This window comes from Dorea sp. BIOML-A1, assembly GCF_009875615.1.
GTDB lineage: Bacteria > Bacillota > Clostridia > Lachnospirales > Lachnospiraceae > Dorea_A > Dorea_A amylophila.
The window spans coordinates 151296-177240 of the sequence record NZ_WWSA01000001.1 but is presented as its reverse complement, the minus strand read 5'-3'; the positions used below and the strand labels follow the sequence as shown (position 1 = coordinate 177240).

The following is a 25945-nucleotide window of genomic DNA, read 5'->3' as shown; positions in this document are numbered from 1 at the left end:
TTCTAAGGAACAATTAGAAAAAGGAGATAGAGTGATTGTAAAGAATGCCAATATGTATGGAATGTAATTACAAATTCCAGCTTGTTGAGATGAAAAATCAATTTATTGAACTGAAAACTATTGACTCTCACGGAACGTCATAGATTAAAGTTATCTTATCAGGAACAGGAGGTCAGCAGTTATGAGGACAGTAAAAGAAATATCAGATTTAACAGGTATCAGCGTTCGCACGCTTCACTATTATGATGAAATTGGATTGTTAAAGCCAACAGAAAAAAGTGATGCGGGATACCGGCTTTATGACGATAAGGCATTGGAAACATTACAGCAGATTTTGTTTTTCCGTGAGTTTGATATTCCATTGAAAGAAATCAAAGCTGTTATGGATAACCCGGTTCTTGAAAGAAACCAGCTTTTGCAAATGCAGAGAAAAATGTTGGTAGCAAAAAAAGAACGTATGGAACGTCTGATTACCAGCATTGATGATATTCTGAAAGGAGAGAATAAAATGGATTTTGCAATTTTCAGTAAAACAGAAGTGAAAGAAATGTTTCAAACTATGCTTGAACATATGCCCGACAATATGAAAGAACTTGCTGTCAAAGAGTTTGGAAGTGTTGAAGAATGGAAAAAGCATTATATTGAGGCAGTCTCATCAGAAGAAATGCAAAAAGGCTATGCCAAAGTTGTTGAGTGGTATGGAGGAAAAGAAAAATATTTATCTGTAGTCAACAATCCTATTAGCAAAGACGTAGCTGACAGTTACAACAAACGAATAGAAGCAGTTTTGCAAAAACTAATTGCAAAAAGAAATTGTGATGTAAATTCTTCGGAAGTTCAAGAAGTTGTTGAAGAATATGGCTTACTTATGAAGCAGTTTTCACAAATAAAAGAAGAACAAGGTTTTATGATGGCACAGGCACAGTATTATCGCAACGAAAGAATTAAGTCTATGACTGATGAGAAATATGGAGAAGGTACTGCTGATTTCTTAGCACAAGCTATTGAAGCATTTTACAAGTAAAAATACGGTTTGTGAATGAGAAACATTTGAACACTTTTTGAACACCCAGACCGTGATGAAGTCCTCAAAGCCCCTTTCTATCAGTATTTGTGATTGCTTAAAACGGTTCGATTCCGGTCTGCGGCATTAGGTTGAGGTGCCTCAAACCCTTATAATTATAGGGTTTGAGGCACTTTTTGTTTTACATAAAAAGTTGTACAAAGTTGTACAGGCAGTATTTACAGGGCTTAGGCCAGTATTCGGGCCATTTCTGTTGAGTCTCGTTCGGTAGTACGTTGTCCGATGTAGTGCTGGGTCATCGCAAGATTCGAATGTCCCAAGAGTGGCTGGATGTCAATTGCTTTTACACCAGCATCAAAAAGCATCGAGGCGTTGGTAAAGCGGATTTTATGGCTGGAAAGATATGTAATCCCCAGTTCACCGCAATATTTCTTTAAACGCCGGTTAAACGTATCTGTAGTAAGCGGCCGTCCCTCGTGCATGAATACAAGCTTTCCATTTGGATTAAGCTCTTTCATTTTTCTCAGAATATTAATTCCAGCTTCTGGAAGTTCTTCGGTACGTATACTGTAAAAGGGATTGCCTTTTGGATCCTTTAAGACACGATGAGGATGACTGAAAGTCATATCCTCTTGTAACGTACGTTCTTCTACCAATTGCTGCTTGATTGTGATAATATTTTCGTTCTCCGTATCCCAAGTTAATCCTTTGATTTCTCCGACTCGAAAAATTCCATAAAACGCGAATTGAATTGCAAGTGTGTAGGCATCTTGCTCTAAAGTCTTTAGATAAGACAGTAGCATAGCACGTTCTTCTACTGTGTAAGCTTTTTTTGAAGCATTTGGCAATTTGAACTTTAATGTGTTGCAAGGAAGATCGGTAATAGGACTAAATGTAATAATTTCATTTAGCACAGCATGACGAAAGATGCCATTTAGTACAGACTTACGGTTGTTAAAGTCCTTTCTGGTAATCTTTCCGTTTCCGGTCCAAATTTGAAATAATTTCATTACATGTACTGGTTTGATCTCTGCAATTTGCATTCTTGCTAATTCTGTATCTGCAATGAATCGGTTCCAAATTCCGATGTCCTCTTCAATCGTTTTCTGAGATACGATTTGGGTTTCTGCACGATGCTGCACCCACTGCTTGTAGATATCTTCTAATGTGTTAATGGGAATATTCTTATACTTTAGATAAATAAAAAATAGGAGGTACTATAATGGCAAAAAAGATATTAATCACTGGAGGAGCCGGATACATCGGTAGCCACACAGCACTGGAACTTTTAAATGAAGGATATGAAGTGGTTGTATATGACAATCTTTGCAATTCATCAAAAGAATCATTAAAACGGGTAGAAGAACTTACCGGAAAGCACATTACATTCTATGAAGGAGATGTAATGGACGAAGCTGCTTTAAAAGAAATGTTTGAAAAAGAAAACGTAGATGCAGTAATCCACTGTGCAGCGCTGAAAGCAGTCGGAGAATCGGTACAGAAGCCATTAGAGTACTACCGTAACAATATAACAGGAACCCTGACACTGATGGATGTGATGAAACAGACAGGTGTTAAGAATATTGTATTCAGTTCATCAGCAACTGTATACGGAAGTCCAGAAGAGATGCCAATCACAGAGGAGTGCCCGAAGGGACAGTGTACCAATCCTTACGGATGGACAAAATCTATGATGGAACAGATCATGACGGACGTACAGAAGGCGAATCCGGATATGAATGTTATCCTGCTTCGTTACTTTAACCCGGTTGGAGCACATGAAAGCGGCCGTATTGGAGAGGATCCAAAGGGAATTCCGAACAACCTGATGCCATATATTTCACAGGTGGCAGTCGGAAAGCTTGAGAGGCTTGGAGTATTTGGTGATGATTACGATACACCGGATGGAACCGGAGTCCGTGATTATATCCATGTTGTAGACCTTGCAAAGGGACATGTAAAAGCAATCAACTATATTTTCAGTAATCCGGGATTGGATGTGATTAATCTTGGAACGGGTGTCGGATATTCTGTACTTGATATGGTAAAAGCATTCAGCAAGGCTTGCGGAAAAGAGATTCCTTATGAAATCAAACCAAGAAGAGCCGGAGATATTGCGATGTGTTATGCAGATCCTGCAAAGGCAGCAAGAGTTCTGGGATGGAAGGCTGAAAAAGGACTGGATGAGATGTGTGCAGACTCATGGAGATGGCAGTCTCAGAATCCGAATGGATACGAAAAATAATAAAGATATTATTATCGTAAAAGAATTTAAGAAATGAAAAAGTCATACGAATTCAGAAAAACAGGAGAAATGGTGGATTACATCGTTTCTCCTATTTTTCTGAATATAACATACAATATTCGATAAATGATTTCATGTTTTTTGTCAAGTGTTTGTTTCGATGCAAAATAAGATTTAGGTTCCTTTTTAGAGGTTTTGGAAAAGATAGATATGAAACACGGTGTTCCAGGATATCTTTTTTAATCATCATTTCAGGAAGAACAGAAACACCAAGCCCCATTGCAACACCTTGTACAATCGCTTGAGTACTGGAACTTTCCCATAATGGATGGATGTGTATGTCTTTTAAAGAAAAATATGCATCCAAAATTTCACGACCAGCACTTCCCTTCTCTCTCATGAGAAACGGGTGTAGGGCTAGTTCTTCTAAAGTAATAGACGTTTTGGAAGCTAGGGAAGAGTCTGGTGGAACGATTGCACAAAGTTTGTCTTCCATAAAAGGTCGCAAAATGATATCTGGATGTTCGGACTGATTTTCAATTAGACCAATGTCAATTTTATTATCGAGGATATGTTGTTCGATGGCTGAAGACTTATTAACAATGACTTCAAGGCGAAGATCAGGATTATGTTTTTGATATTCTTTGATCAGTTCAGGAAGAATATGAGTACCAATTGTGATGCTTGCCCCAATACGTAGAGTCCCGATATTGTCCCAGTTTTTTATATGTTGCTCCATTTCGTTAAATAGTGAGACGATATGAATGGCATAACCATAAAGATGTTTAGCAGCTTCAGTGGGAGTAATTCCACGACCAATCCGGTCGAATAACTGAACTCCATAGTATTCTCCTAATTCTTTGATTGCAAGACTAACAGAGGGTTGAGCAATGTGAAGTGTATTTGCAGCTTTGGTTATGCTCTTATGTTCATAAACTGAAACAAAAATATGAAGATGTCGTAATGTCATAATTTTCCTCCTTAAAAATATATAATAAAATCATTATATTTTGTATATAATAATAGTATTTTACATAAGTGTCAAGCAAGAATATACTAAAAAGCGATGAAAGGAAAGGGAAAGAAGATGGAGAAAAAAAATAAGAAGAAGATGCTGTGGAAGATATTTATTTCAACATTATATCTGAGTGCTTTTACTTTTGGTGGTGGTTATGTAATTGTTACGTTGATGAAAAAGAAGTTTGTGGATGACTATCATTGGATTGAGGAAAATGAAATGCTTGATTTAGTGGCAATTGCACAGTCATCACCTGGAGCAATTGCGGTAAATGGAGCAATAGTAGTGGGGTACAAATTAGCAGGAATATTAGGAACTATAGTTGCAATTATCGGGACAGTGATTCCACCATTTCTAATTATTTCCATAATATCGTTTTGTTATAATGCATTTCGTAGTAACTACTTTGTAAGTCAGATGCTAGAAGGAATGCAGGCAGGAGTTGGTGCTGTGATTGCTTCTGTTAGTTATGAAATGGGAGCTGGAATAATTTCGAAAAAAGATGTGGTATCTGTATTGATTATGATAGGTGCATTTATAGCAGCTTGTATTTTTAATATTAATGTAATTTTCATTGTGATTATATCTGGAATAATTGGAATTATTCGGACATGCGTTATCGGGAAGGAGAGGATGTAAATGATTTATTGGGAATTATTCCTAAGCTTTTTGCAAGTTGGTTTATTTAGTTTTGGAGGAGGATATGCGGCAATGCCGTTGATTAGAGGGCAGGTTGTAACGGTGCATCATTGGCTTAGTATGTCAGAATTTACAGATTTGATAACAATTTCCCAGATGACACCAGGACCGATTGCCGTGAATTCGGCAACATTTGTTGGAACAAAGATTGCTGGAACTCTAGGAGCGTTAGTTGCAACATTTGGATGTATTTTACCATCGTGCATTATTGTTACAGTAATTGCTAGACTGTATTTGAAATATCGGAATATGGCTGCTTTGCAAGGAATATTGAATTCTCTAAGACCAGCAGTGGTGGCGATGATTGCAGCGGCTGGCATATCAATTCTGATTACAGCTTTTTGGGGGAATACAGGAATGATATCGCTGGTTGGAACAAAATGGACTCTTGTTGTAATTTTTATGATATGTGTTGTATTATTACAGAAGGTAAAAATGAATCCAATCGGGGTTATGGCTTTGGCAGGCATTATGAAGGTTGGAATATCATTTATTGGAGGATAGGATGAAAAATATAAGCGTACTAATTAAACCGGCATCAGGTGCATGTAATATGACATGTGATTATTGCTTTTATTGTGATGAAGCTGCAAAAAGAGAACAAAAATTTTATGGAATGATGAGCGAAGAAACATTGAAGAATATGATTAGGAGAACAATGCTTCATTCGGAAGGAAGTGTAAGTTATACCTGGCAAGGTGGAGAACCAACACTTCGCGGACTAGATTTTTTTCGTAAGGCGCTTTATTTGCAAAAAAAATACAATCGAAATCACTTGCAGGTTATTAATGCATTTCAGACAAATGGTTATGGTATAACTGATGATTGGTGCATGTTTTTTAAAGAAAACAAGTTCCTTGTTGGTGTATCTGTAGATGGCCTTCCAGAAATACATGATTCGATACGGCATAATAAAATTGGAGATGGAACATTTGAACAGATTAATAAAAATATAAAATTGCTAGATAAATATAACGTAGAATATAATATTTTGACTGTAGTAACTCCAAAAGTTGCTAAGAATATAAAATCCATTTATGCATTTTATAAACAACGAGGGTGGCATTACCAACAATATATTGCTTGTCTGGATCCATATGGTGAAGAACACGGGAAAATGTCTTACTCTATCCTGCCAGAACAATATGGAAAATTTTTAGTAGAATTATTTAAATTATGGTATAAAGATTTGCAAGAAGGATGTCATCCATATATAAGACAATTTGAAAATTATGTGGGATTAGCAGCGGGATATATGGCTGAATCTTGTGAACAGCGGGGAAAATGTGGAGTTCAATATGTGGTAGAAGCAGACGGAAGTGTATATCCTTGCGATTTTTTTGTGATGGATAAATTTTATCTTGGAAATTTAAATACAGATATTATATCGAAAATAGATGAGAAGCGTAAGGAAGTGGGATTTATAGAATGCTCAGAAAGAGTGAATCAAAAATGTAAAAATTGTACATATTACAGATTGTGCAGGGGAGGGTGTATGCGAAACCGAGAACTAGGAGATAAGGAATATTTGAATTATTTTTGTGAAGGCTATCAAATCTTTTTTGAACATTGTTATGAAGAGATTCTGAAACTAGGTGATAGAGTAAATTATAGATAAAATGGGCAACGTTTAATTAATTAAAAAGGTGGAGTGAAGTTTATTCATCCCACCAGTTTGGTGTATTTATTGTGAGTAAAGACTGCTGGAATTCCTTTGGAGGGATTCCGGTAGTCTTTTTGAATACTCGGCTAAAGTATAAAGGATCATTAAATCCGGTCATTTGTGCAATGTTAGACAAACTCATGGAATTAGTAGCAATTAACTCTTTGGCTTTTTCGATACGAAGCTCTGTTAAATACTTCATGGGAGAACTCCCGATTCTTTTTTTAAATAGGTGCGAGAAATATCCTACACTTAATTTACAGTATTCAGCCATGGATTCGACATTCCAATCATCCATATACGTCTGATTTAGTTGAATTACAAGACGGTTTATAGAAAAATCATTTCCAAATGGGGAAAGAATCTGTTGATGGGATCGTGCAATTGTGGCAAGAATCTGCCAAAAATTGCTTAATACCATATCTTCAAAAAAAGGTTTTTTTAATTGTAATTCAATGATAACCTCTTGGAAAAAAGTTTTCAGTAAACTATGTTCGCCGATGTAACAATTATGTAGATTGTATTTTTGGATTATTTTTTCACAATTGTAACCAGTAAAGTGAATCCAATAGATTTCAGGATGCTCCTTAAAAAAATAAGAATAGGTTTGTGCTTCCTTTGGGCGAAACAGAAGGACATTTCCGGCACTGAGAGATTTCCACTTTCCATGAATGTAATAGTGTCCGGCACCCTTATAAATATAAATTAGTTGATAGTCTACTCGTCCTGCTGCTCGATTTTGTTTATAGTCCTTTGTTTTGAAAATCTGCATACCACAACAGTTTACAGTGAGTGCTGTAGAAAGATCTTCAAATCCAGTGGCTCTTCGTTCGTTTCTAAGATGTCCTGATACATTTATCATAAAAATCTCCATTCTGCCAGCTAGAGGCGACAAAAAAACAATACAGTATGCCTTATCTATCATCATAATCAAATGTTGTTTAAAGAGCAAGCATTAGAAAAAAATGATTGAGAAAAGCAGAATTATCCATGTTAAACGCATAATTTGACATAGAAATGGCGAAAATATAGGAATATACTAGGTCAAGCAGATGAGCAAAAGCAGAATTAAGTATATTACGAAAATCAAGGAGGATAGAATATGAGAAAGCAAGTAATATTTCTGATGACTGATACAACCAGAAAAGACATGGTTGGATGTTATGGATATCCTAAAATGAAAACTCCAAATTTGGATCGCCTAGCAGAAGAAGGAATCCGATATGAAAATGCATATACATGTCAGCCAGTGTGTGGTCCGGCAAGAAGTGCAATCTTTACTGGTACATTCCCGCATACCAATGGAATGGTAACGAATAGCATTGCATTGGGTGATAATGTAAAAACAATAGGACAGAGGTTATATGATCATGGAATCCAATGTGGTTATATAGGAAAATGGCACTTGGATGGATCTGATTATTTTGGAAATGGGCGTTGTCCAGAAGGTTGGGACCCAGAATACTGGTATGACATGAAAACTTATTTAAACGAATTAACTGACGAAGAAAAAGTAAAATCCAGAAACCCTAAAGAATGTTATAAGGATGACTTTTCGGAAGAGTTTACATACGCACATCGTTGTTCTAATCGAGCAATCAAATATTTAGAAAAGCATCAAAATAATGATTTTTTCTTAAGTGTATCTTATGACGAACCGCATGGACCATCACTTTGCCCGAAACCTTATAATCATATGTATGATGGATTTAAATTTGATAGTTGTCCTAATTTTCAGGATGATCTTTCTAAAAAACCATTTATGCAAAGACTTTGGTCTGGTAAGAATTTACATGCAACAGAAGATGAAATTAATCGACCGACAGATGGATTATCACTGTTTTTAGGATGCAATTCATATGTAGATTATGAAATCGGAAGAGTATTGGATAAAATACGGGAAGTTGCACCAGATGCACTTGTAATTTTTACATCAGACCATGGAGATATGCTTGGGGCACATCGATTGTTTTCTAAAAATGCTGCAGCGTACAAAGAGGTTGCAAATATTCCGTTGATTATCAAAGGTGGAGCCAAGGGGTATGTAGAAGAAGCAATGGCATCTCATATAGACATTGCACCGACGATATTGGACTATTTTGATATTCCAATTCCTAAACTTATGGAAGGAAAGAGTATGCTTTCACAGATTGAGAATCCAGAAAAAGAAATTAACGATGTGATCTTTACGGAGTTCACAAGATATGAAATTGATCACGATGGATTTGGTGGATTACAGATTATGAGGGCTGCTATATCCAAACGGTATAAACTGGTAATTCATTTGTTGGATTCAGACGAATTTTATGATATGGAGAAAGATCCATATGAGATAAATAATTTAATTGATGATGAAAATTATGTGGAGGAGCGCAATGCGTTGCATGATAAATTAATTCAACATATGAATGATACAACCGGTTAATACAGCATATCTGAATTATCATTATAATGGAAAATATATTACAGATTTGCAGTGATTCTCCTGCTTGGCGGTGGAGTCATGGTCTTCAAAAAGAATAAAAATCTGAATACAGGTTTCTAGGGAAAGGGCACTGACCCTTTCCTTTTTTTGCAATTCAACTCATAAAAAATTGACAGTGACTGTTCTGGCAGTGAAAAGTAGAACAATAGCATTTGAAACATTGAGCTGCAATGGTGAACAGGTAACGATTGAAAATGATCTGGATAATGAACAGCAGACACTTCACTTCCCAATCCTCAGCACAACAGCAAAAGGAAAAGTAGTGATGCGTCGGTAAGTGATTTCTTTAAGAGCATCACCAAGGATAAGAGTACAGGCTTTCTGAATGAATGGAATGCAAAGAGAAATCGAAGGGAGCGTATTTATATTTCCTATGATTCTACGAATAAGAACTGTCAGGCCGGAGAGATTGAACTGGCTGAATTCGGTCATGCCAAGACAGATATCGGTTCAGCTATCATCAACTATTCGGTTGGATATGATCTTAAGAATAAAGAACCACTCTTTTATGAAGCCTATCCTGGAAGTATTAACGACGTATCACAGCTTAGGACCATGCTTGGTAAAATCACTGGGTATGGCTATAAAAAAATCGGTTTCATTTTGGACAGGGGATATTTCAGCCGTGGAAATATACGCTATTTAGACGAATGTGGTTATAGTTTTGTGATCATGGCTAAAGGCATGTCTTCTTTCATAAGTGATTTGATCTTAGAGAACAAAGGAACGTTCGAAAATAACTATTTGATGGTTTTACGGATATATTTTTTGGATCAATGATTGACAAAACACACAGTAAAATGGGAAAAGCGAAACCCTGGATGCTATATGGATATATTGGTTGTGCCATTACGCTGGTCTGCTGTTTTGCAGTACCAGTCAGCTTGGGAACAACGGCTAAATATGCATGGTTCTTTATCTCTTACACACTGTTAAATGGTGTGTTTTATACAGCAAACAATATTGCTTATTCAGCACTTACGTCACTGATTACAAAGAACAGCAAAGAGCGTGTGCAGATGGGATCTTACCGTTTTATTTTTGCGTTTTCAACAAGTCTTCTGATTCAGGCAATTACAGTTGGATTTGTAGATAAATGTGGTGGAGATGCTGCAGCATGGAGAACGGTTGCTATTATCTATGCAATCATTGGTCTTGTCATAAATACGATTTCAGCACTTTCTGTTAAGGAACTTCCTGAGGAAGAACTTAACGAAGGAGAAGTAAAGGATGATAATGAAAAGTACGGAATGGTACAGGCATTCAAGCTTCTTGTTAAAAACAAATATTACATGATGATTTGTGGAACATATATTTTACAGCAGTTATATGGTGCCATGATTGGAGCTGGCATTTATTACATGACATGGGTACTGAAAAATAAGAATTTGTTTGGACAATTTGCATGGGCAGTAAATATTCCACTGATCATTGCCCTGATTTTCACACCGACATTAGTTGGTAAGTGGAAAGGTATGTATAAACTGAACTTAAGAGGTTATGTCTTAGCAGTCATCGGTAGAGCACTTGTTGTTGTTGCAGGATATATGGGCAGTGTTCCGCTGATGATGGCATTTACAGCTCTTGCAGCCTTAGGTCAGGGACCATGGCAGGGAGATATGAATGCAGTTATCGCATCCTGCTCTGAGTACACTTATCTTACACAGGGAAAGAGAATTGACGGAACGATGTACTCTTGTACTTCTCTTGGCGTAAAAATCGGTGGAGGTATTGGAACCGCTGTTGTTGGATGGCTGCTTGAGTTCAGTGGATATATCGGAACAAATGCAACTCAGCCGCAGTCTGCACTTGATATGATGCAGTTTATGTATCTTTGGCTTCCGTTAATCTTTGATGTATTGATTATGTTTGTACTTTCAAGAATGAATGTAGAAGATGCAAATAAAAAACTGAAAGCAGAAAAAGGAATTGCTGCAGATGAAGTAACAGATGCATCAGACATAAATTAGAATTGACAGGAGAAAGCGTTGTCTGGTCATTGCTCGATGAGACAGTGCTTTTTCTATATATAAAGTGATTGAACTGTATTTTGAAAATAAAAAAGGACCACTTCATTTTTGTGAAATGGTCTTAAGAAAATATTCAGTTTTCACAAAATAGTCCTTTTAGTATTTATACATGGTAAGGATGCTCAAAATATTCAATGTAGAATACTAAAAGGTCATTCAGATATTTTTTTAGGTTGCTCATTTGCAATTCCTCCTTTCCTTATTTACAAGTTGATTATAAGATAGGTGTAAAAGGATTGCTTGCCAAATCGAAAGAAGATATAGACAAATGTTGCAAAGGGGAGTATTTCATGCAGTTAAAATATGTTGACACAAAAGAGGAGATCATAGCAATAAATAGAAAGTCAAAACATATTGAACCACATCTTCATAATGCACTGGAGATCGTTTGTGTAACAAGTGGAGCATTAGAACTTGGTGTCGGACAGGAACTATACCATATGGAAAAAGGAGATATAGGCTTTGTATTTCCAGATGTTATTCATCACTATCAGGTACTGACACCCGGTGTAAATAAAGCGACTTATCTGATGGCATCGCCATTTACGATAGCCAAATTTGCAGATATCATGCAATCCATGGCTCCTGAATACCCAATCATCAAAGCGGAAAAGGTTGAACCGGAGGTATATAGGGTTATAAATGCAATTTTAGAGACAGAACAGTCGGATATTACTGTTGCACAGGCATATCTTCAAATTGTGTTGGCACGCTGCATAGGAAAATTAAATTTGGTAGAAAAGAGTAATGTGGGGAGCAACGATCTTATTTACCAGACAGTTTCCTATATATCAGCAAATTTTAAGAAGAAATTTTCGCTGGAAGAGATGGCAAAAGATCTGGGGGTGAGCAAATATGTTTTATCCAGACTCTTTTCCAAAACATTCCATAGAAACTTTAATCAATATCTTAACGATGTAAGGCTGAACTATGCATGCCAGCGTTTGGAAAATACGAGTGATTCTATTACAAACATTTGTCTGGATAGTGGATTTGAAAGTCAGAGAACATTTAACCGAGTATTTAAAGAAAGATATAAAATATCACCGAGTGATTATCGGAGTACTTGTGTGAAAGAGATGTTGTCATAACATATAGATTAATAAATTCAATAAAAATCTGATTATCAGTCTGAAATAAGTATCTCTGGGTGTTATTTATAATATGGGGTAGTGGTTAATTATTATGTCATGTATGAATGGGGAAGAAACAAACGGAGAACTACTTCAGAAAAAGAAGTAAATACAGCAGTTAAGGGCTTCGGAAGTAGAAGAACAGTTCGAGTATATGTATCGGCTGTTCTTTTTTTATTTTTTGGCGTTAAAACGGTAATGTTTTCTTGTGTACAGTAGAGTGCTATAGTATAATAAAACCAGTTTTTTGCATAAGTATTAAAGCTATAATATGGAAATCGGCAAACCAGATGAAAGTCTGGGACGCAAAGCTACAGGGCCTGTAAAATGGCAGCCAGTTGCATGAAATGAGGTACACTGTCTGTTTGGCAGTGCTTTTTTATGGTAGAGCACTTGAATAAGTAATACAGAAGCTGTTTGGAAAAATATTGTGAAAAATAGCGGGGAGGTTATTGATAATTAATGAATGTAAAATTAAAATCTGCAAGCAAGCAACTGTAGCCTAGAGGAGGGGAGAAAGATGAAGAAGTGCAAATTAGTACAGAATATAATGAATTTCAAATTTTGTTACATTATATTTTGCACAATTATATGTTTTATTGTTTTAGCCGTTCCTACATTTGCCAAAGAAAACTCTGACAATGTTATCCGGGTAGGATCTTTTGAAGAAACTTATAATACCGTCAATGAAAAGGGAGAAAGAAGCGGCTATGGTTATGAGTATCTTCAAGATATTGCAGGTTATGCAGGTTGGACATATAAATACATAACAAGTGATTGGAAAAACTGCTTTACACAGTTGGAAAATGGAGAGATTGACATTCTTGGTGGTATTTCCTATACAGACGAACGTGCTGAAAATATGCTTTTTTCCGATATGCCTATGGGGGAAGAGAAATATTACATCTATACGGATGCATCCAATATGGATCTTACAGCAGGAAATTTGGATTCTTTTGAGGGAAAAAATATTGGTGTGTTTAAAGATAATATAACGGAGGATGTGCTTAACGAATGGGAGTTAAAGTATGGTCTGCATACGCAGCATGTCAATGTTTCTAATACCGCAGAAGTTATGGACAAATTGTCGAAACATGAAATTGACTGCTTCGTTTCGGTAGAAGAACCCCGTTGGGAAGAATTGGAGATTTCGCCGATTACAAGTATTGGAGAGACAGAAATCTATTTCGCTATAAATCCAGAACGTCCGGATATCAAAGAAGCACTGGATAGTGCTATGCGAAGAATCAAGGATGACAACCCATTTTACACAGATGATCTCTACAGGCGTTATCTTTCTGCACAGAGCAGTTCATTTCTTTCAAAAGAAGAAAGGGAGTGGATCGGGCAGCATGGTGCAATCCGGATAGGGTATCTGAATCAGGATGGAGGTATCAGCAGTGTAGATCCATCAACAGGTAAACTGACAGGTGTTATCACAGATTATGTGGATCTTGCAGAAAATTGTCTGCAAGGTCAGACTCTGGAATTTGAACTAAATGGATATGATACAAGAAGTGAACTGCTTCAGGCATTGCAGGATGGAAATATAGACCTGATTTTTCATGCAAACCAGAATCCATACTTCGCAGAAACAAATGGATTTGCTTTGTCGGATACGCTATTGACTCTCAATATGGCAGCAATTACGGCAAAGGATTCTTTTGATGAAAATAAAGAGAATACAGTTGCCGTTGAAAAAGATAATTTTTCATTGAAGGCATATCTTTCATACAATTATCCAAAATGGGAGATTATAGAATATGGGACATCAGATGCAGCAGTAAAAGCGATGCAGAAAGGGGAGGCAGATTGCATTGTAAGCAATTCAGGTACTGTTTCTGACTATTTGAAAAATAATAAGCTTCATAGTGTTTTCCTGACAAAAGAAGCCGATGTTTCATTTGCTGTTCGGCAGGGAGAACCGGTTTTTTTGTCCATTCTGAATAAAACACTGACATCTATGCCTGCAGCTCAATTCTCGGGGGCAGTAGTTTCGTATAATGCTTCTTCACGAAAAGTTACAGCGAAGGATTTTATTCAGGACAATTTACTGGCTGTCTCACTCATAGTTGGAATCTCTATTTTTGTTGTTCTGTGTATAATTCTTGATTCTTTGAAAAAATCAAAACGTGCGGAAGAAAAATCCAAGAAGTCTGCTGAGCAAGCATTGAAGCTGAATCAGGAGCTTGAAGAAAAACAGCAGGAATTACAAAATGCACTTGTAGAAGCACAGAGTGCCAATAAGGCTAAGACTTCCTTTTTAAATAACATGTCTCATGACATCAGGACACCGATCAATGGTATTATGGGCATGCTTACAATTCTTGAAAAAAGCGGAAGTGATGGTGAGCGGGCAAAAGATTGCCTGAATAAAATAAATGAGTCTTCGAAACTGCTATTATCATTGGTAAATGATGTTTTGGATATGGCAAAGTTAGAATCGGATACCGTGGTTTTTAGTGATGAATCCATCAATCTGGATCAGGTATGTCAGGAAATCACGGAGTCACTATCTTTTCAGGCAGAAGAAAAAGGACTTCATGTTATAGGAGAACATGATGATTACAGTGGTATATATGTTTGGAGCAATGCAGTTCATCTGAAAAAAGTATTGATGAATCTGTTTACAAACAGTATGAAGTACAATAAGGTGAATGGTTCTATTTACATGAGTATGAGAACGATTGAAAGATCAGAAGATTACATGACATGTGAATTTAAAATAAAAGATAATGGAATTGGAATGTCAGAAGAATTTATAAAAAATGAATTGTTTACTCCATTTGTACAGGCAGATAATTCCCCACGTTCTGATTATAATGGGACAGGTCTGGGAATGCCTATTGTGAAACAACTTGTAGAAAAGATGGGCGGAACCATAACAGTTGAAAGTAAGCTGGGTGAAGGAAGCTGTTTTACTGTAATACTTCCATTTAAAATTGATACGAATGCACGGCCGGAAGAAAAAGAAGATTTTGATGCAGATATATCAGGTGTCCGGATATTATTGGTTGAAGATAATAAGCTGAATGCGGAAATAGCAGAATTTATACTGACGGAAAATGGGGCTAAAGTAGAAACAGTGAAAAATGGGTTAGAAGCTGTTCAGCATTTTGAAGCTTCCGAACCGGGAACATACGATGTTATTTTAATGGATGTCATGATGCCGGTGATGGATGGGCTTACTGCCACAAAAACAATAAGATCCCTGGAACGGCAGGATGCAAAAACAATCCCTATTATTGCTATGACTGCAAATGCATTTAGGGAAGATGCAGAAAAGTGTATGGAAGCAGGAATGAACGCACATCTTGCAAAGCCATTAGATGATAAAACAATCAAGCAGACTATATGCGAAGAATTGAGAAGCAGTAGGGACAGGTGAAAATTTATTAAACCAGGAGGTTGACAAGGAGACGTATAGAGAAATATATTTGACAGACAGGAGATTTAATATGATTTCGAGAGCAAAGAAATATGTGGCAGTGTTACTGGTTTTTGTATGCGTGTGTATGATATTTTCTCCCCTGACTGCATATGCGGCCGAGGACAGTTCGCAGCATGAAACTGTCAAAGTCGGTTTCTTTGCCATGGATGGTTATATGACAACCAGGGAAATCCGTACTCTGAGGAATAACAGGAAAGCAAATATTCCAATCGTTGCCATGACCGCAAACGCATTCGAAGAAGATAAAAAGAAGGCATTTAAAGCAGGTATGAATGCTCATATTGCAAAACCAATTGATATAAATACAATACTTGCTGTTTTTGACCAGGTGTTTGGTGTATAGAAGTTGTTGTTTCTCAATTGGAGCATACGTAAGTAGCAAGAAGACAGGCGGCTAATAATTATAAACTGAGGAAAAGTGATATGGAAGAATACAGAGATGATAAAAAAAGTAAATTGTATTACATGGATGAAATCCTTCATAAGATTTCTTCCATGAGTCAGGCAGAGAATGAAAAACAACTGGATGACATTACGCCATCTATACTGAAGAGCGTTGGAAAATATACAGCAGCAGACAGAGCGTATATTTTTGAATGGAGTTCAGAAAAAAAAGAAAGTTTTAAAAATACATTTGAATGGTGTGCCTCGGGAATCGAACCGCAGATACAGAATCTGCAGAAAGTTCCCGTCTGCCTGATGCAGAACTGGGTGGAAACATTTATCCAGAAGAAAAATATCATCATTTATGACCTGGAAGAAATAGCAGAAGAAACCCCACAGGAATATGAAATTTTAAAGCCTCAGAATATTCATGCTCTGATTGCTGTGCCGATTTATACAAATCATAAATTTATAGGCTTCATTGGATTGGATAACCCGGATCTGAATCAGAATATGGTGTCCATGAATCTGTTATCTGATGTGGGGTGCCATATGGGAAGTGTCCGTGAAAACCTGAGAATGATGAAGGCACTTGAGGATGCACTGGAAACTGCAAATCTGAATGGAGAAATCATTGATTCCATCAGTAAATTATACTGGCTGATCTACCGAATGAATCTGGAAACAGGAACTTATGAAGAAATATCTGCCGGCAACGAGATGCATAAACTTACAGGCAAGCATGGAAAAACGGAAGAAGCTTTCCAGCATGCTATCAATACAATTGTTGATGGGGAGCATCAGGAAATGATGAAAAAGTTCCTTGATACATCGACTCTGGCTGACAGGCTGAAAGACACGGAAAGTATTGCGGTCGAATACCGGGCACAAAGTGGATCCTGGCATCTGGCAAGATTTATTGTAAAAAAACGGAACCCATCTGGTAAGGTTACAAATGTTCTGTATGTTGTCCGGCAGATTGATAAAGAAAAACAGGTTGAAATTACTTATAAGCAGGAACTGATAAAAAAGAACAGGATTTTGTCAGGACTGAGCCGTGATTATACGACAGCTTTTGTTTTGAATCTGGATACGGATGAGTATGAGTTTGTATTTAATCAGGAGACAAATCATGCTCAGAAACATGAAGAGTTCAAAGCATTTTCAGATTATGTGGATGCCTATGCTTCTGCATTTGCACTTCCGGAATTTCGTGACGTAATGCGTCGGGAACTGGACAGTAATGTGATTAAAAAGCATTTTGAAACAGAAGACGAATATCATTTTTCTTTTGAGACGTCACCAAATGCAGCAGGTTTGTCCTGTTTTCAGGCACATATTGTAAAAGAGTACGAGGAAGGCAGCCATTTTGCGTTCCTTGGTTTCCGAAGTATAGATGAGATCGTACAGAAAGAGCGTTTTTATAAAGATTCTTTGCAAAAAGTAAACCAGGAACTTAAGCATCAGCTGGACATGATCACATCTGCACTGCCGGGTGGTGTGAAAATCAGCAATGATGATCCGGAATATTCTTTTAAGTATGTTTCAGAGCATTTTGCACAGATGCTGGGATATGATACTCCGGAGGAATTGATGGAAGCTTCTGGAGGGACGATTGTTGACCTGGCGCATCCGGACGATCTGGAACATGGAATTGCACAGGCGTTGGAGCAGTATAGTAAAGCGGATCATTATGAAATCACATACCGAATGAAATGCAAAAATGGATCCTGGAAATATATTGAGGACAGGGGACACAAAATCCGCAAACCGGATGGAATGATCGAACACTGGAATCTGATTCTGGACCAAAATGAACTGGTGGAAAAAACCATTGCCCTGGAGAGCGAAAAAAAAGCAAACCAGAGTAAATCAGATTTCCTCTCCAGAATGTCCCATGATATGCGGACACCATTGAATGGAATTATCGGGCTTATGGATATCTGCATGAAGCACCCGGAGGACAGAACACTGGTGGATTCCAGCCGTCTTAAGGCAAGAGTAGCGGCAGACCATCTGTTGTCGCTGATCAATGACACACTGGAAATGAGTAAACTGGAAAATGAAGAAACAAAAATTTCGAAAGAAGATTTTTATCTGCCGGATCTGCTTCATGAGGTGGAAACCATTGCACAGATGATGGCAGATAAAGAGTGTATTACGATTCATTTTATGGATGATCCTTATTCGATTCCATATCCGAATCTTACCGGAAGCTCCCTGCGTGTAAAACAGATATTTTTAAATCTGATTACAAACAGTATTAAATACAACCGTAAAAATGGCTCAGTGGATTGCTTCTTGAAAGAAGAGAAGCAATCCGATAATAGAGTGTTGGTAGATGTGACTATAAAAGATACGGGAATCGGAATGTCAGAGGATTTCCTGAAGAATATATTTCAGCCATTTGTTCAGGCTGATCAGGGCGCCAGATCACACTATAAAGGTACCGGACTTGGAATGGCGATTGTAAAAGAGCTGCTTGATCGTATGGATGGAACCATTCAGATTGACAGTGTGGAAAATCAGGGCACTTTCATACATGTGGTCATACCTTTTGAAATAGCAGAAGAACCTGCAGTTGTACAGGAAATGTCTGAATTACCAAAGGAAAATCTGTCCGGGTGCCGTATTCTATTGGCAGAGGATAACGAGCTTAACAGGGAAATTGCGGCATTCCTTCTGAAAGATGAGGGAATTTCCGTCACAGAGGCGGATGATGGACAGCAGGCAGTGGAATGTTTCCTAAAAATGCCGGAAGGATATTACGATGCGGTTCTAATGGATATCATGATGCCTGTGATGGACGGATATCAGGCAGCCAGGGCGATTCGTGGCAGTGGAAAGAAAGATGCAGAAATGATTCCAATCATTGCCATAACAGCCAATGCTTTTGCTGAAGATAAAAGAAAGACGATGGAGGCAGGGATGGATGCACACCTGTCAAAACCTTTAAATGTACAGGAACTGATGGATACAATCCGAAAATTCTGTGCTGATAAGCAGATATGTCAGTGACCGAGAAGAGAATAACAGAGGGATAGCAGAATGAAAAAGGACAGCGAACTATATAAAAAAATAAGAGTACATTGCTATATTGTTGGATTGATTGCTTTTCTGACAGCATTGATTGTTGGCGTTTTTCTGCTTCATAATTTGGAAAAGGATGAAAAGACAACCGGAAAATATATGGCGCAGATTACTGAGAAAAGAGTCAGGGCAAGACTGGATCAGTATAGCATGCTCTCTGCTCTTTTGGGAAATTATATCAGTGCAGGAGAGAATCTGGATGAGAATACATTTTCTGAACTGGCAGAAAAGATTCCTAATGAAGATGGAGTGATAAAGGCATTTGAACTGGCACCTGAAGGGATTGTTACAGACATTTATCCGAAACAGGGAAATGAGGGGGCTTTTGGACTGGATATGCTGCAGGAACATGAACGGAAAAAGGATGCAATTCTGGCAAGGGATAGCGGGAAATATACGCTTGGAGGACCATACCAGTTAAAGCAGGGAGGGACAGGAGCATTGCTTTTTAATCCGGTTTATCAGGACAATAATTCAGAACAGGATGAGTTCTGGGGCTTTGTGATTCTGGTGATTGACTGGGATCGTTTCATTGGAGAGATAAATCTTGATTATTTAAGCGATGCAGATTTCTGTTACAGAATTTGGACATATGACAGAGGCAGCAGCGACAAGATTATTTTAGCAGAGAGCCAGGATAATATGTCGGATAATATTCTGACAGTAGAATGTGCAGTTCCCAATAACACATGGTATTTTGATATTATACCCTCAGAGGGATGGAGTCCACGTTCTTACTGGATTATGTGTATTGTCATTTCTTATGTATTCTCATTATTGATTGCTACAGTATTTTATTTAATATCCAGTAAAAAACACAGGGAAAGACAATATGAAGCAGAACTGGAAAAAGCTGCTGAGCAGGCGAAAAATGCCAATGAGGCAAAAACAAGATTTTTATTTAACATGAGTCATGATATCCGGACTCCGATGAATGCAATTGTAGGTTTTTCCGGTTTGTTGGAGAAGAATCTGCAAAATGAAAGAAAGGCAAAAGAATATCTGGAAAAGATACAGTCTTCCAGTAATCTTTTGCTGAGAATCATCAATCAGGTTCTGGAGATGGCCCGGATTGAAAGTGGTACTGCGGTATTGCAGTTAAAAGCTGAAGATATGGATGCATTATTTCACAGAGTAAATACAGTGTTTGAAGAGGATGTCAGAAAGAAGAACCTGCAGTATCATGCTGTTTTAGATGTAAGACATCATTATGTTGTCTGTGATCAGACAAAGTTACAGGAGATCATGCTGAATATTATCAGTAATGCTATAAAGTATACCCCGGAGGGACATTCAATCTATGTAGAAGTACATGAGGCGGTATCAGAGAATCCTTCAAAGATACGCTATATTTTTTCATGTGAAGATACGGGCATTGGTATGAGTGAAGAATATCTTCCACATATCTATGAAGAATTTTCCAGAGAACATAGTACCACAGAAAACAAAGTGCCGGGAACCGGGTTGGGACTTCCTATTATCAAATCTATGATAGAGCTGATGGGTGGAAGTATTCAGGTAGAAAGCAGACAGGGTATTGGAACAAAATTTACGATAGATCTTTCTTTTGACATAGCATTGAAAGAAGAGGTATATGGAAGTGAGGATACTATAGAGTCATCTGCAATTCATACAATAAAAGGGAAAAGAATTCTCCTTGTAGAAGATAATGAGCTGAATGCGGAAATAGCAAAGACAGTTCTCGAAGATGTCGGAGCGTTAATTACCAGAGCGGAGAATGGACAGCAGGCACTGGAACTATTTAAAGAGAAACCGGCAGGAACATTTGATGTAATTTTGATGGATCTGATGATGCCTGTTATGGATGGATATACAGCTACGAGAAAAATCAGGGAATTAGAACGTTCAGATGCAAAAACAGTACCGATTATAGCTATGACAGCAAATGCATTCCGGGAAGATGCTGAAAAGTGCATTGCCGTGGGTATGAACGCTCATTTGGCGAAACCTTTGGATATTGAAAAGATGAAAAAGACTATTAAAAGTATTTGTTCCTAATATAGGCGGAAATTAAGGAAATATTGAAATCCTTGTACAGAGAAAAAGATAGATTAAATAGTTATGAAAATCAAATACCAATCGACTATGCATGCGGATGGGCATTATCCTCCGATGATATGTCGTGTACAATGCAGATGTTATTGGATGATGCAGATGCTTATATGTATAAAAATAAACAGTTATGCAAGAAATATAAAGGAAACAGAAAATATGAATAAAAGACAAAAAATACTGATTGTCGATGATGCAAAGTTCAACAGGGATATATTGAAAGAATTTCTTGGAGAAACCTATGATTATCTGGAAGCTGAAAATGGAAATCAGGCAGTCCAGATTATGGAAGAGAATCCGGGAATCGATCTGATGCTTTTAGACATCAACATGCCACAGATGGATGGATTTGAAGTCCTGAAATGGATGAAACTAAGCCAATGCATTGAAGAAACTCCTGTAATTATGATATCTTCGGAAGAATCTGTTGAGACTATGCGTAAAGCATATGAGATGGGAATCACAGATTATATTACACGGCCATTTGACTCTGTTATCGTAAAAAAGAGAGTTCAAAATACTTTGGGGCTATATGCAAATCAAAAGCGCCTGATCAATGTGGTCGTTGATCAGGTTTATGAAAAAGAAGAAAATAATAATATTATGATCAGGATTCTGAGCAATGTATTAGGATCACGCAACAGTGAGAGTAGCGAACATATTTTACATATCCGTACTGCGACGGAAATGATGCTGAGGCAACTGGTAAAAACAACGGATGCATATCATCTGACGGAGACTGATATTGCTATAATTACAACTGCATCTTCGCTTCATGATATTGGTAAAATACGCATTCCGGAAGAAATACTGAATAAACCCGGAAGACTGACCGATGAAGAATTTAAAATTATGAAAACCCATAGTGAGATTGGAGCATCCATGATCCGGGACATGCATTTTTTGCAAAATCATCCACTGGTGCATACCGCATGGGAAATCTGCAGATGGCATCATGAAAGATGGGATGGAAATGGATATCCGGATGGCCTGAAAGGAGAAGAAATACCAATCTCTGCACAGGTGGTGTCTATTGTGGATGTTTATGATGCTCTTACCAGTGAAAGATGTTATAAGAAAGCATTTGATCATGATACGGCAATCAAGATGATCCTGGACGGGCAATGCGGACAGTTTAATCCGATCCTTCTCAAGTGTTTGGAAGAATTGAGCCTTCAGTTTTCAAAAATGCTCAGCAAAGAGATGGATAGTAATAAATATTATTATGAGGCGCAGAGACTTTCGAATGAAATACTCAGTGAAAAATCTTTGCCGAACAAAAACTATTCGCAGAATGTCGTTAAAATTATGCAGGAAAAGATAGATTTTTTCAGATCGCACAGTGGCAAAAATTCTATCGAGTATAATGCAATTTCAGGGCAGCTAATCATAATAAACGAGGAGCAACAGATACTTTGTCAGAGAGATGATCCTAAATTTGATATATTCAATGTGTTCGAAGTGAGCATGGAAGACATTCAACACATTAGATTTTTGTTAAATCAGACATCTGTACAAAATAATGAAATCACATTGCAGATAAAAGCGAAGGTGAAGAACGACAGTCAGATGTATCATCTGAAACTGCATACGTTGTGGTCGCCTTTAAAGAAAGATGGATATATAGGAATTGTTGGATATTTTGACACTGTAAAATAGAAAAATGCAAAGCAGTGGAGGGAATGCGGCATATTCTGTTATGGCAAACCTTTGTTTTATAGGAAAGAATAAAATGAAAATGAATAAATCAGTATTGCAAGGGATCGTTAACAGCGGGAAGGTTAAGGATTTTGAAAATTTCCTGAGGGAAAATGGAATTGAATATAATTGGTATGACTGTGAGGTTGATGGTAAAAAGGCTATATATTGTCATTTTGATAATAAAGATGCGGAATTGTATTCCATTTGAAAAATAGTATGAAATGCGGGAATATAGAAGGAAGTTATGAATAGCTGGCTTCTTACTATGTAAAGAAGTAAAGAAGCACTGCTTTTGATTGCCATGCATTTGAAAGAAGCTGCCACTGGCAGCTTCTCTTGCGTTTTTACAGAAAATCCTGACAAGATACCAGAAGATCAATCTTCTTCCACTGTGTCTCTTCATCAATACAGTTGCCCTCTTCAACGGAAGCAAAGCCACATTGCGGAGAAAGTGCGATCTGCTCTCCGACTACGGAGCGGGCTTCGGCATAACGTTTTTTAAGAAAATCATGATCTTCCAGAAGCGGGTTCTTGGTAGAGATTAATCCTGCGACAAAGATAGCATCCTTATCTTTCAGGACAGACCATGGAGCAAAGGAACCGGAACGGGCATCGTCGTATTCTACGAAGAATGCGTCATACGGAATTTCAGCGATTACCGGGGCAACGGAATCGTAAAATCCATGGAACAGTGGATTTCCCTTGAAGTTTCCTTTACAGAAATGTGTTGCAATAAAGAAATCTTCCGGTTTGTGTTCTAGAGCTTTTGTTGATACAAGCTGGAACCAGTTCAGAATCTGTCCTTTTGTATATCCAAGAGCAGTTATCTTTTTCTGGAAGTTCTCATCGATGAGATAAGTCCATGATGTATCATCAATCTGAAGATAACGGCAGCCATGGTCATAGAAATCTAAAATTGCATCCTGATAAGCTTTTGCAATATCATCGATCAGTGCATGGATCTCTATTCCGTAATAAGGTGTCTCTTTATTACCAAGCTGAAGGAAGTGATCAATCAGGATCATATTCGGACCGGAAATACATTTTTTAGCCGTAATACCGTCATATTTTTGTGCCAGAGAATGAAGATAGTCCCACGCACGAAGCTCCGGGTGTGCCTTGGTCTTATCATAGAAGAACTTACCGGTAACGGTTCCAAGCTCAATTTCATTACTGGTTCCATTGATTTCTTTTGTGAAATGAATGGTATCGAATCCATCAAATTCTTTGAGCCAGTCCAAATGCCACCACCTGCGGCGGAATTCTCCGTCTGTTACATATTTCAAACCGTGTGCCACTTCCTTTTCTACCAGTGATGCGATTGCAAGATCTTCGGCTTGTGTTAATTCTTCTTTTGAAATCTTACCGTCTTTATAAGCTTTACGTGCTTCTTTAATTTCTGCAGGCCGTAAAAAAGAACCTACGATGTCATAAGTTAATGTGTCTTTTATCATATGAAAACCTCCGATTTTTTGATTATTTGTCTTTGCTTAGTTGATGATTTTATTATGCCAGATGTAATAGTTTTTGCATAATACTTAAAATTGTGGGTTTGGTATAGGTTTAAACTATATCATATGAAAAAGAAGATCAAAATTGCTGTTTGTGGATATTTAAAAATTTTTATTATCTTAAAAAGTGTATAATATAAATATGACATGTGTTACATTAGAGTTGAAATCACAGGAGAAAAAGGAAATCGAATATGAACAGCAGAAAAAAAGTCTTATGGAAGATATTCATTTCAACATTATATTTAAGGGCATTTACATTCGGCGGTGGCTACGTGATCGTAAGTTTTATGAAGAAGAAATTCGTAGATGAGCTTCACTGGATCGAAGAGAAAGAAATGCTGGATTTGGTTGCGATCGTATTCACTGGGTCAGACCCTATTAAGGGTACAGTGCGGAAAAGGGTATGTGGAGATGTGAAAGTCTTGCATACTTTTTTCTTGTGCGTTGAACATATATGATTTATTCTAAATAATAGTTAAGCAAATTTCAGTTTTTGAAACTGAGACATCGGGACTTTACAGGGAGGTTATTACATGAAGAAATTAGTATCAGTATCAATAAAAACGATTATCTTTTTTGTTGGTTGGGCAATATGTGTATCAGTTATACCTATACCGAATACAGCTAGTGCGGTAATCTGGAGATTTTGGGCAGAATTAATACCGCTTGTATCTATTATTGCGCTAACGCTTATCTTTTGGCTGATAGATAAAAGAAAGACACGCTTACATTTGACTGGAAAACTGGTTAATAATATCATATTAGGATGTGTAACAGGAGCAGTTTGGTTAGGCGTATCTGTTGGAATATTAGCTATAATAGGAGTTGTACATATAGATGGTAGAAATCAAATCTCTATGCTATGGTTGTGGATGATATCGGCTTTTCTCAATACTGTTATGCAAGAAATGTTGGTTCGTGGTTATTTATATCAGATGTTAAAAAGCAACTGCAATATAGGTATTGCTGTTATTGTATCTACTGGCTTATTTACATTTGCACATGGTGGTGCTTTTGAGGCGGGAATTCTTCCAGTGCTTAATGTCATAACAATGAGTCTTTTTGTGACGGCAGTTTTGGAATATACAGATTCCTTAATTGCTCCGATTGTAATTCATTTTTTATGGAATGGTGTTGGTGCAATTATTTTGGGAGGAGTATCTTTGGCAGAAGATTATCCACATTTATTTAACATGGTAATTAGTGGTAATTCAATTCTGTCTGGTGGTAGTTGTAAAATTGAAGGTAGCATAATTGTACTTCTTATGAATTTGATTTTTATGGTTGGATTTATAATGGCAAATAAGAAAAATGGTAAAATATATAAATCCTAATTTACTTTGGAGAAGAGAATGAATAAAGGAAGTTGTAAGCAGGAAACAAGTCTGACACAACTTTGTGATAAAATTATTACCATATGTAAAAGATAAGAAAA

The 25945-nt window shown here is 37.2% G+C and carries 20 protein-coding genes, 3 pseudogenes and 1 riboswitch; of the genes and pseudogenes, 19 read left to right on the top strand and 4 right to left on the bottom strand.

Features of this window, described 5'->3' with window-relative positions; genetic code table 11:
* Window positions 1–181: 181 nt before the first annotated feature.
* Entirely contained in the window at window positions 182–1024 is an 843-nt protein-coding gene (locus GT508_RS00855) for a MerR family transcriptional regulator (protein ID WP_117657612.1), read from the top strand.
* 227 nt (window positions 1025–1251) lie between these two features.
* On the opposite strand, the gene GT508_RS14875 is transcribed toward GT508_RS00855, so the two are convergent.
* A complete protein-coding gene (locus GT508_RS14875; protein ID WP_161143370.1) occupies window positions 1252–2166 on the bottom strand; it encodes a tyrosine-type recombinase/integrase in 915 nt (304 codons plus the stop codon).
* A gap of 80 nt (window positions 2167–2246) precedes the next feature.
* Between GT508_RS14875 and galE the strand changes: the two genes are divergently transcribed.
* The gene (gene galE, locus GT508_RS00845) at window positions 2247–3269 is read left to right on the top strand and encodes a UDP-glucose 4-epimerase GalE (protein WP_044925743.1); all 1023 of its coding nucleotides are present in this window, start codon (window positions 2247–2249) and stop codon (window positions 3267–3269) included.
* Window positions 3270–3360: 91 nt separating this feature from the next.
* Here galE and GT508_RS00840 read toward each other — a convergent pair whose 3' ends face one another.
* Window positions 3361–4239: a LysR family transcriptional regulator gene (locus GT508_RS00840; protein WP_028087949.1), complete on the bottom strand. Its 879-nt coding sequence runs from the start codon at window positions 4237–4239 to the stop codon at window positions 3361–3363.
* A 117-nt stretch (window positions 4240–4356) separates the two neighbouring features.
* Between GT508_RS00840 and GT508_RS00835 the strand changes: the two genes are divergently transcribed.
* From GT508_RS00835 to GT508_RS00825, 3 genes are read left to right on the top strand one after another with little or no spacing between them, the layout of a single operon-like run.
* Window positions 4357–4926 (top strand): chromate transporter, encoded by a 570-nt coding sequence (locus GT508_RS00835; protein ID WP_044925467.1) that lies wholly within the window; start codon window positions 4357–4359, stop codon window positions 4924–4926.
* Entirely contained in the window at window positions 4927–5490 is a 564-nt protein-coding gene (locus GT508_RS00830; RefSeq protein ID WP_028087951.1) for a chromate transporter, read from the top strand.
* Window position 5491: 1 nt separating this feature from the next.
* Window positions 5492–6604: an anaerobic sulfatase maturase gene (locus tag GT508_RS00825; RefSeq protein WP_028087952.1), complete on the top strand. Its 1113-nt coding sequence runs from the start codon at window positions 5492–5494 to the stop codon at window positions 6602–6604.
* A 40-nt stretch (window positions 6605–6644) separates the two neighbouring features.
* Here GT508_RS00825 and GT508_RS00820 read toward each other — a convergent pair whose 3' ends face one another.
* Entirely contained in the window at window positions 6645–7511 is an 867-nt protein-coding gene (locus GT508_RS00820; RefSeq protein WP_028087953.1) for an AraC family transcriptional regulator, read from the bottom strand.
* A gap of 240 nt (window positions 7512–7751) precedes the next feature.
* Between GT508_RS00820 and GT508_RS00815 the strand changes: the two genes are divergently transcribed.
* The 12 genes and pseudogenes from GT508_RS00815 to GT508_RS00760 all read left to right on the top strand — a co-directional run bounded on the left by GT508_RS00815 (window position 7752) and on the right by GT508_RS00760 (window position 23204).
* Window positions 7752–9074 carry a sulfatase-like hydrolase/transferase gene (locus GT508_RS00815; protein ID WP_243144036.1) on the top strand — a complete coding sequence of 441 codons (1323 nt, stop codon included), beginning with the start codon at window positions 7752–7754 and terminating at the stop codon, window positions 9072–9074.
* Window positions 9075–9264: 190 nt separating this feature from the next.
* On the top strand, window positions 9265–9411 hold the full coding sequence (locus GT508_RS00810) for a hypothetical protein (RefSeq protein WP_161143369.1): 147 nt from the start codon (window positions 9265–9267) through the stop codon (window positions 9409–9411).
* Window positions 9390–9872, top strand: a pseudogene (locus GT508_RS15000) (transposase); the annotation flags it as partial. The gene GT508_RS00810 and the pseudogene GT508_RS15000, both read left to right, overlap by 22 nt.
* A 2-nt stretch (window positions 9873–9874) precedes the next feature.
* Window positions 9875–11104 (top strand): annotated as a pseudogene (locus GT508_RS00800) (MFS transporter); the annotation flags it as partial.
* A gap of 350 nt (window positions 11105–11454) precedes the next feature.
* Window positions 11455–12255 (top strand): helix-turn-helix transcriptional regulator, encoded by an 801-nt coding sequence (locus GT508_RS00795; RefSeq protein ID WP_161143368.1) that lies wholly within the window; start codon window positions 11455–11457, stop codon window positions 12253–12255.
* 312 nt (window positions 12256–12567) lie between these two features.
* A riboswitch (cyclic di-GMP riboswitch) is annotated at window positions 12568–12643 on the top strand.
* Window positions 12644–12817: 174 nt separating this feature from the next.
* A complete protein-coding gene (locus GT508_RS00790) occupies window positions 12818–15685 on the top strand; it encodes a response regulator (protein WP_161143367.1) in 2868 nt (955 codons plus the stop codon).
* A gap of 70 nt (window positions 15686–15755) precedes the next feature.
* Complete coding sequence (locus GT508_RS14870) at window positions 15756–16091, top strand: response regulator (protein ID WP_117596764.1); 336 nt, start codon at window positions 15756–15758, stop codon at window positions 16089–16091.
* A gap of 80 nt (window positions 16092–16171) precedes the next feature.
* A complete protein-coding gene (locus GT508_RS00780) occupies window positions 16172–19150 on the top strand; it encodes an ATP-binding protein (RefSeq protein ID WP_161143366.1) in 2979 nt (992 codons plus the stop codon).
* A 30-nt stretch (window positions 19151–19180) separates the two neighbouring features.
* Window positions 19181–21241: an ATP-binding protein gene (locus GT508_RS00775; protein ID WP_161143365.1), complete on the top strand. Its 2061-nt coding sequence runs from the start codon at window positions 19181–19183 to the stop codon at window positions 21239–21241.
* A 32-nt stretch (window positions 21242–21273) separates the two neighbouring features.
* Window positions 21274–21462 carry a hypothetical protein gene (locus tag GT508_RS00770; RefSeq protein ID WP_330576865.1) on the top strand — a complete coding sequence of 63 codons (189 nt, stop codon included), beginning with the start codon at window positions 21274–21276 and terminating at the stop codon, window positions 21460–21462.
* Complete coding sequence (locus tag GT508_RS00765; RefSeq protein ID WP_055282277.1) at window positions 21455–22954, top strand: HD domain-containing phosphohydrolase; 1500 nt, start codon at window positions 21455–21457, stop codon at window positions 22952–22954. Before GT508_RS00770 ends, GT508_RS00765 begins: the two co-directional genes overlap by 8 nt.
* A gap of 73 nt (window positions 22955–23027) precedes the next feature.
* The gene (locus GT508_RS00760; RefSeq protein WP_161143364.1) at window positions 23028–23204 is read left to right on the top strand and encodes a hypothetical protein; all 177 of its coding nucleotides are present in this window, start codon (window positions 23028–23030) and stop codon (window positions 23202–23204) included.
* Between the two features lie 136 nt (window positions 23205–23340).
* Here GT508_RS00760 and GT508_RS00755 read toward each other — a convergent pair whose 3' ends face one another.
* Window positions 23341–24450, bottom strand: a complete 1110-nt coding sequence (locus tag GT508_RS00755; protein WP_161143363.1) for a methionine synthase — start codon at window positions 24448–24450, stop codon at window positions 23341–23343.
* Window positions 24451–24701: 251 nt separating this feature from the next.
* On the opposite strand from GT508_RS00755, the pseudogene GT508_RS14995 reads away from it, so the two are divergent.
* Window positions 24702–24866: pseudogene (locus tag GT508_RS14995) on the top strand (chromate transporter); the annotation flags it as partial.
* Window positions 24867–25043: 177 nt separating this feature from the next.
* Window positions 25044–25844 (top strand): CPBP family intramembrane glutamic endopeptidase, encoded by an 801-nt coding sequence (locus tag GT508_RS00745; RefSeq protein WP_161143362.1) that lies wholly within the window; start codon window positions 25044–25046, stop codon window positions 25842–25844.
* The last annotated feature ends 101 nt before the right edge of the window (window positions 25845–25945 follow it).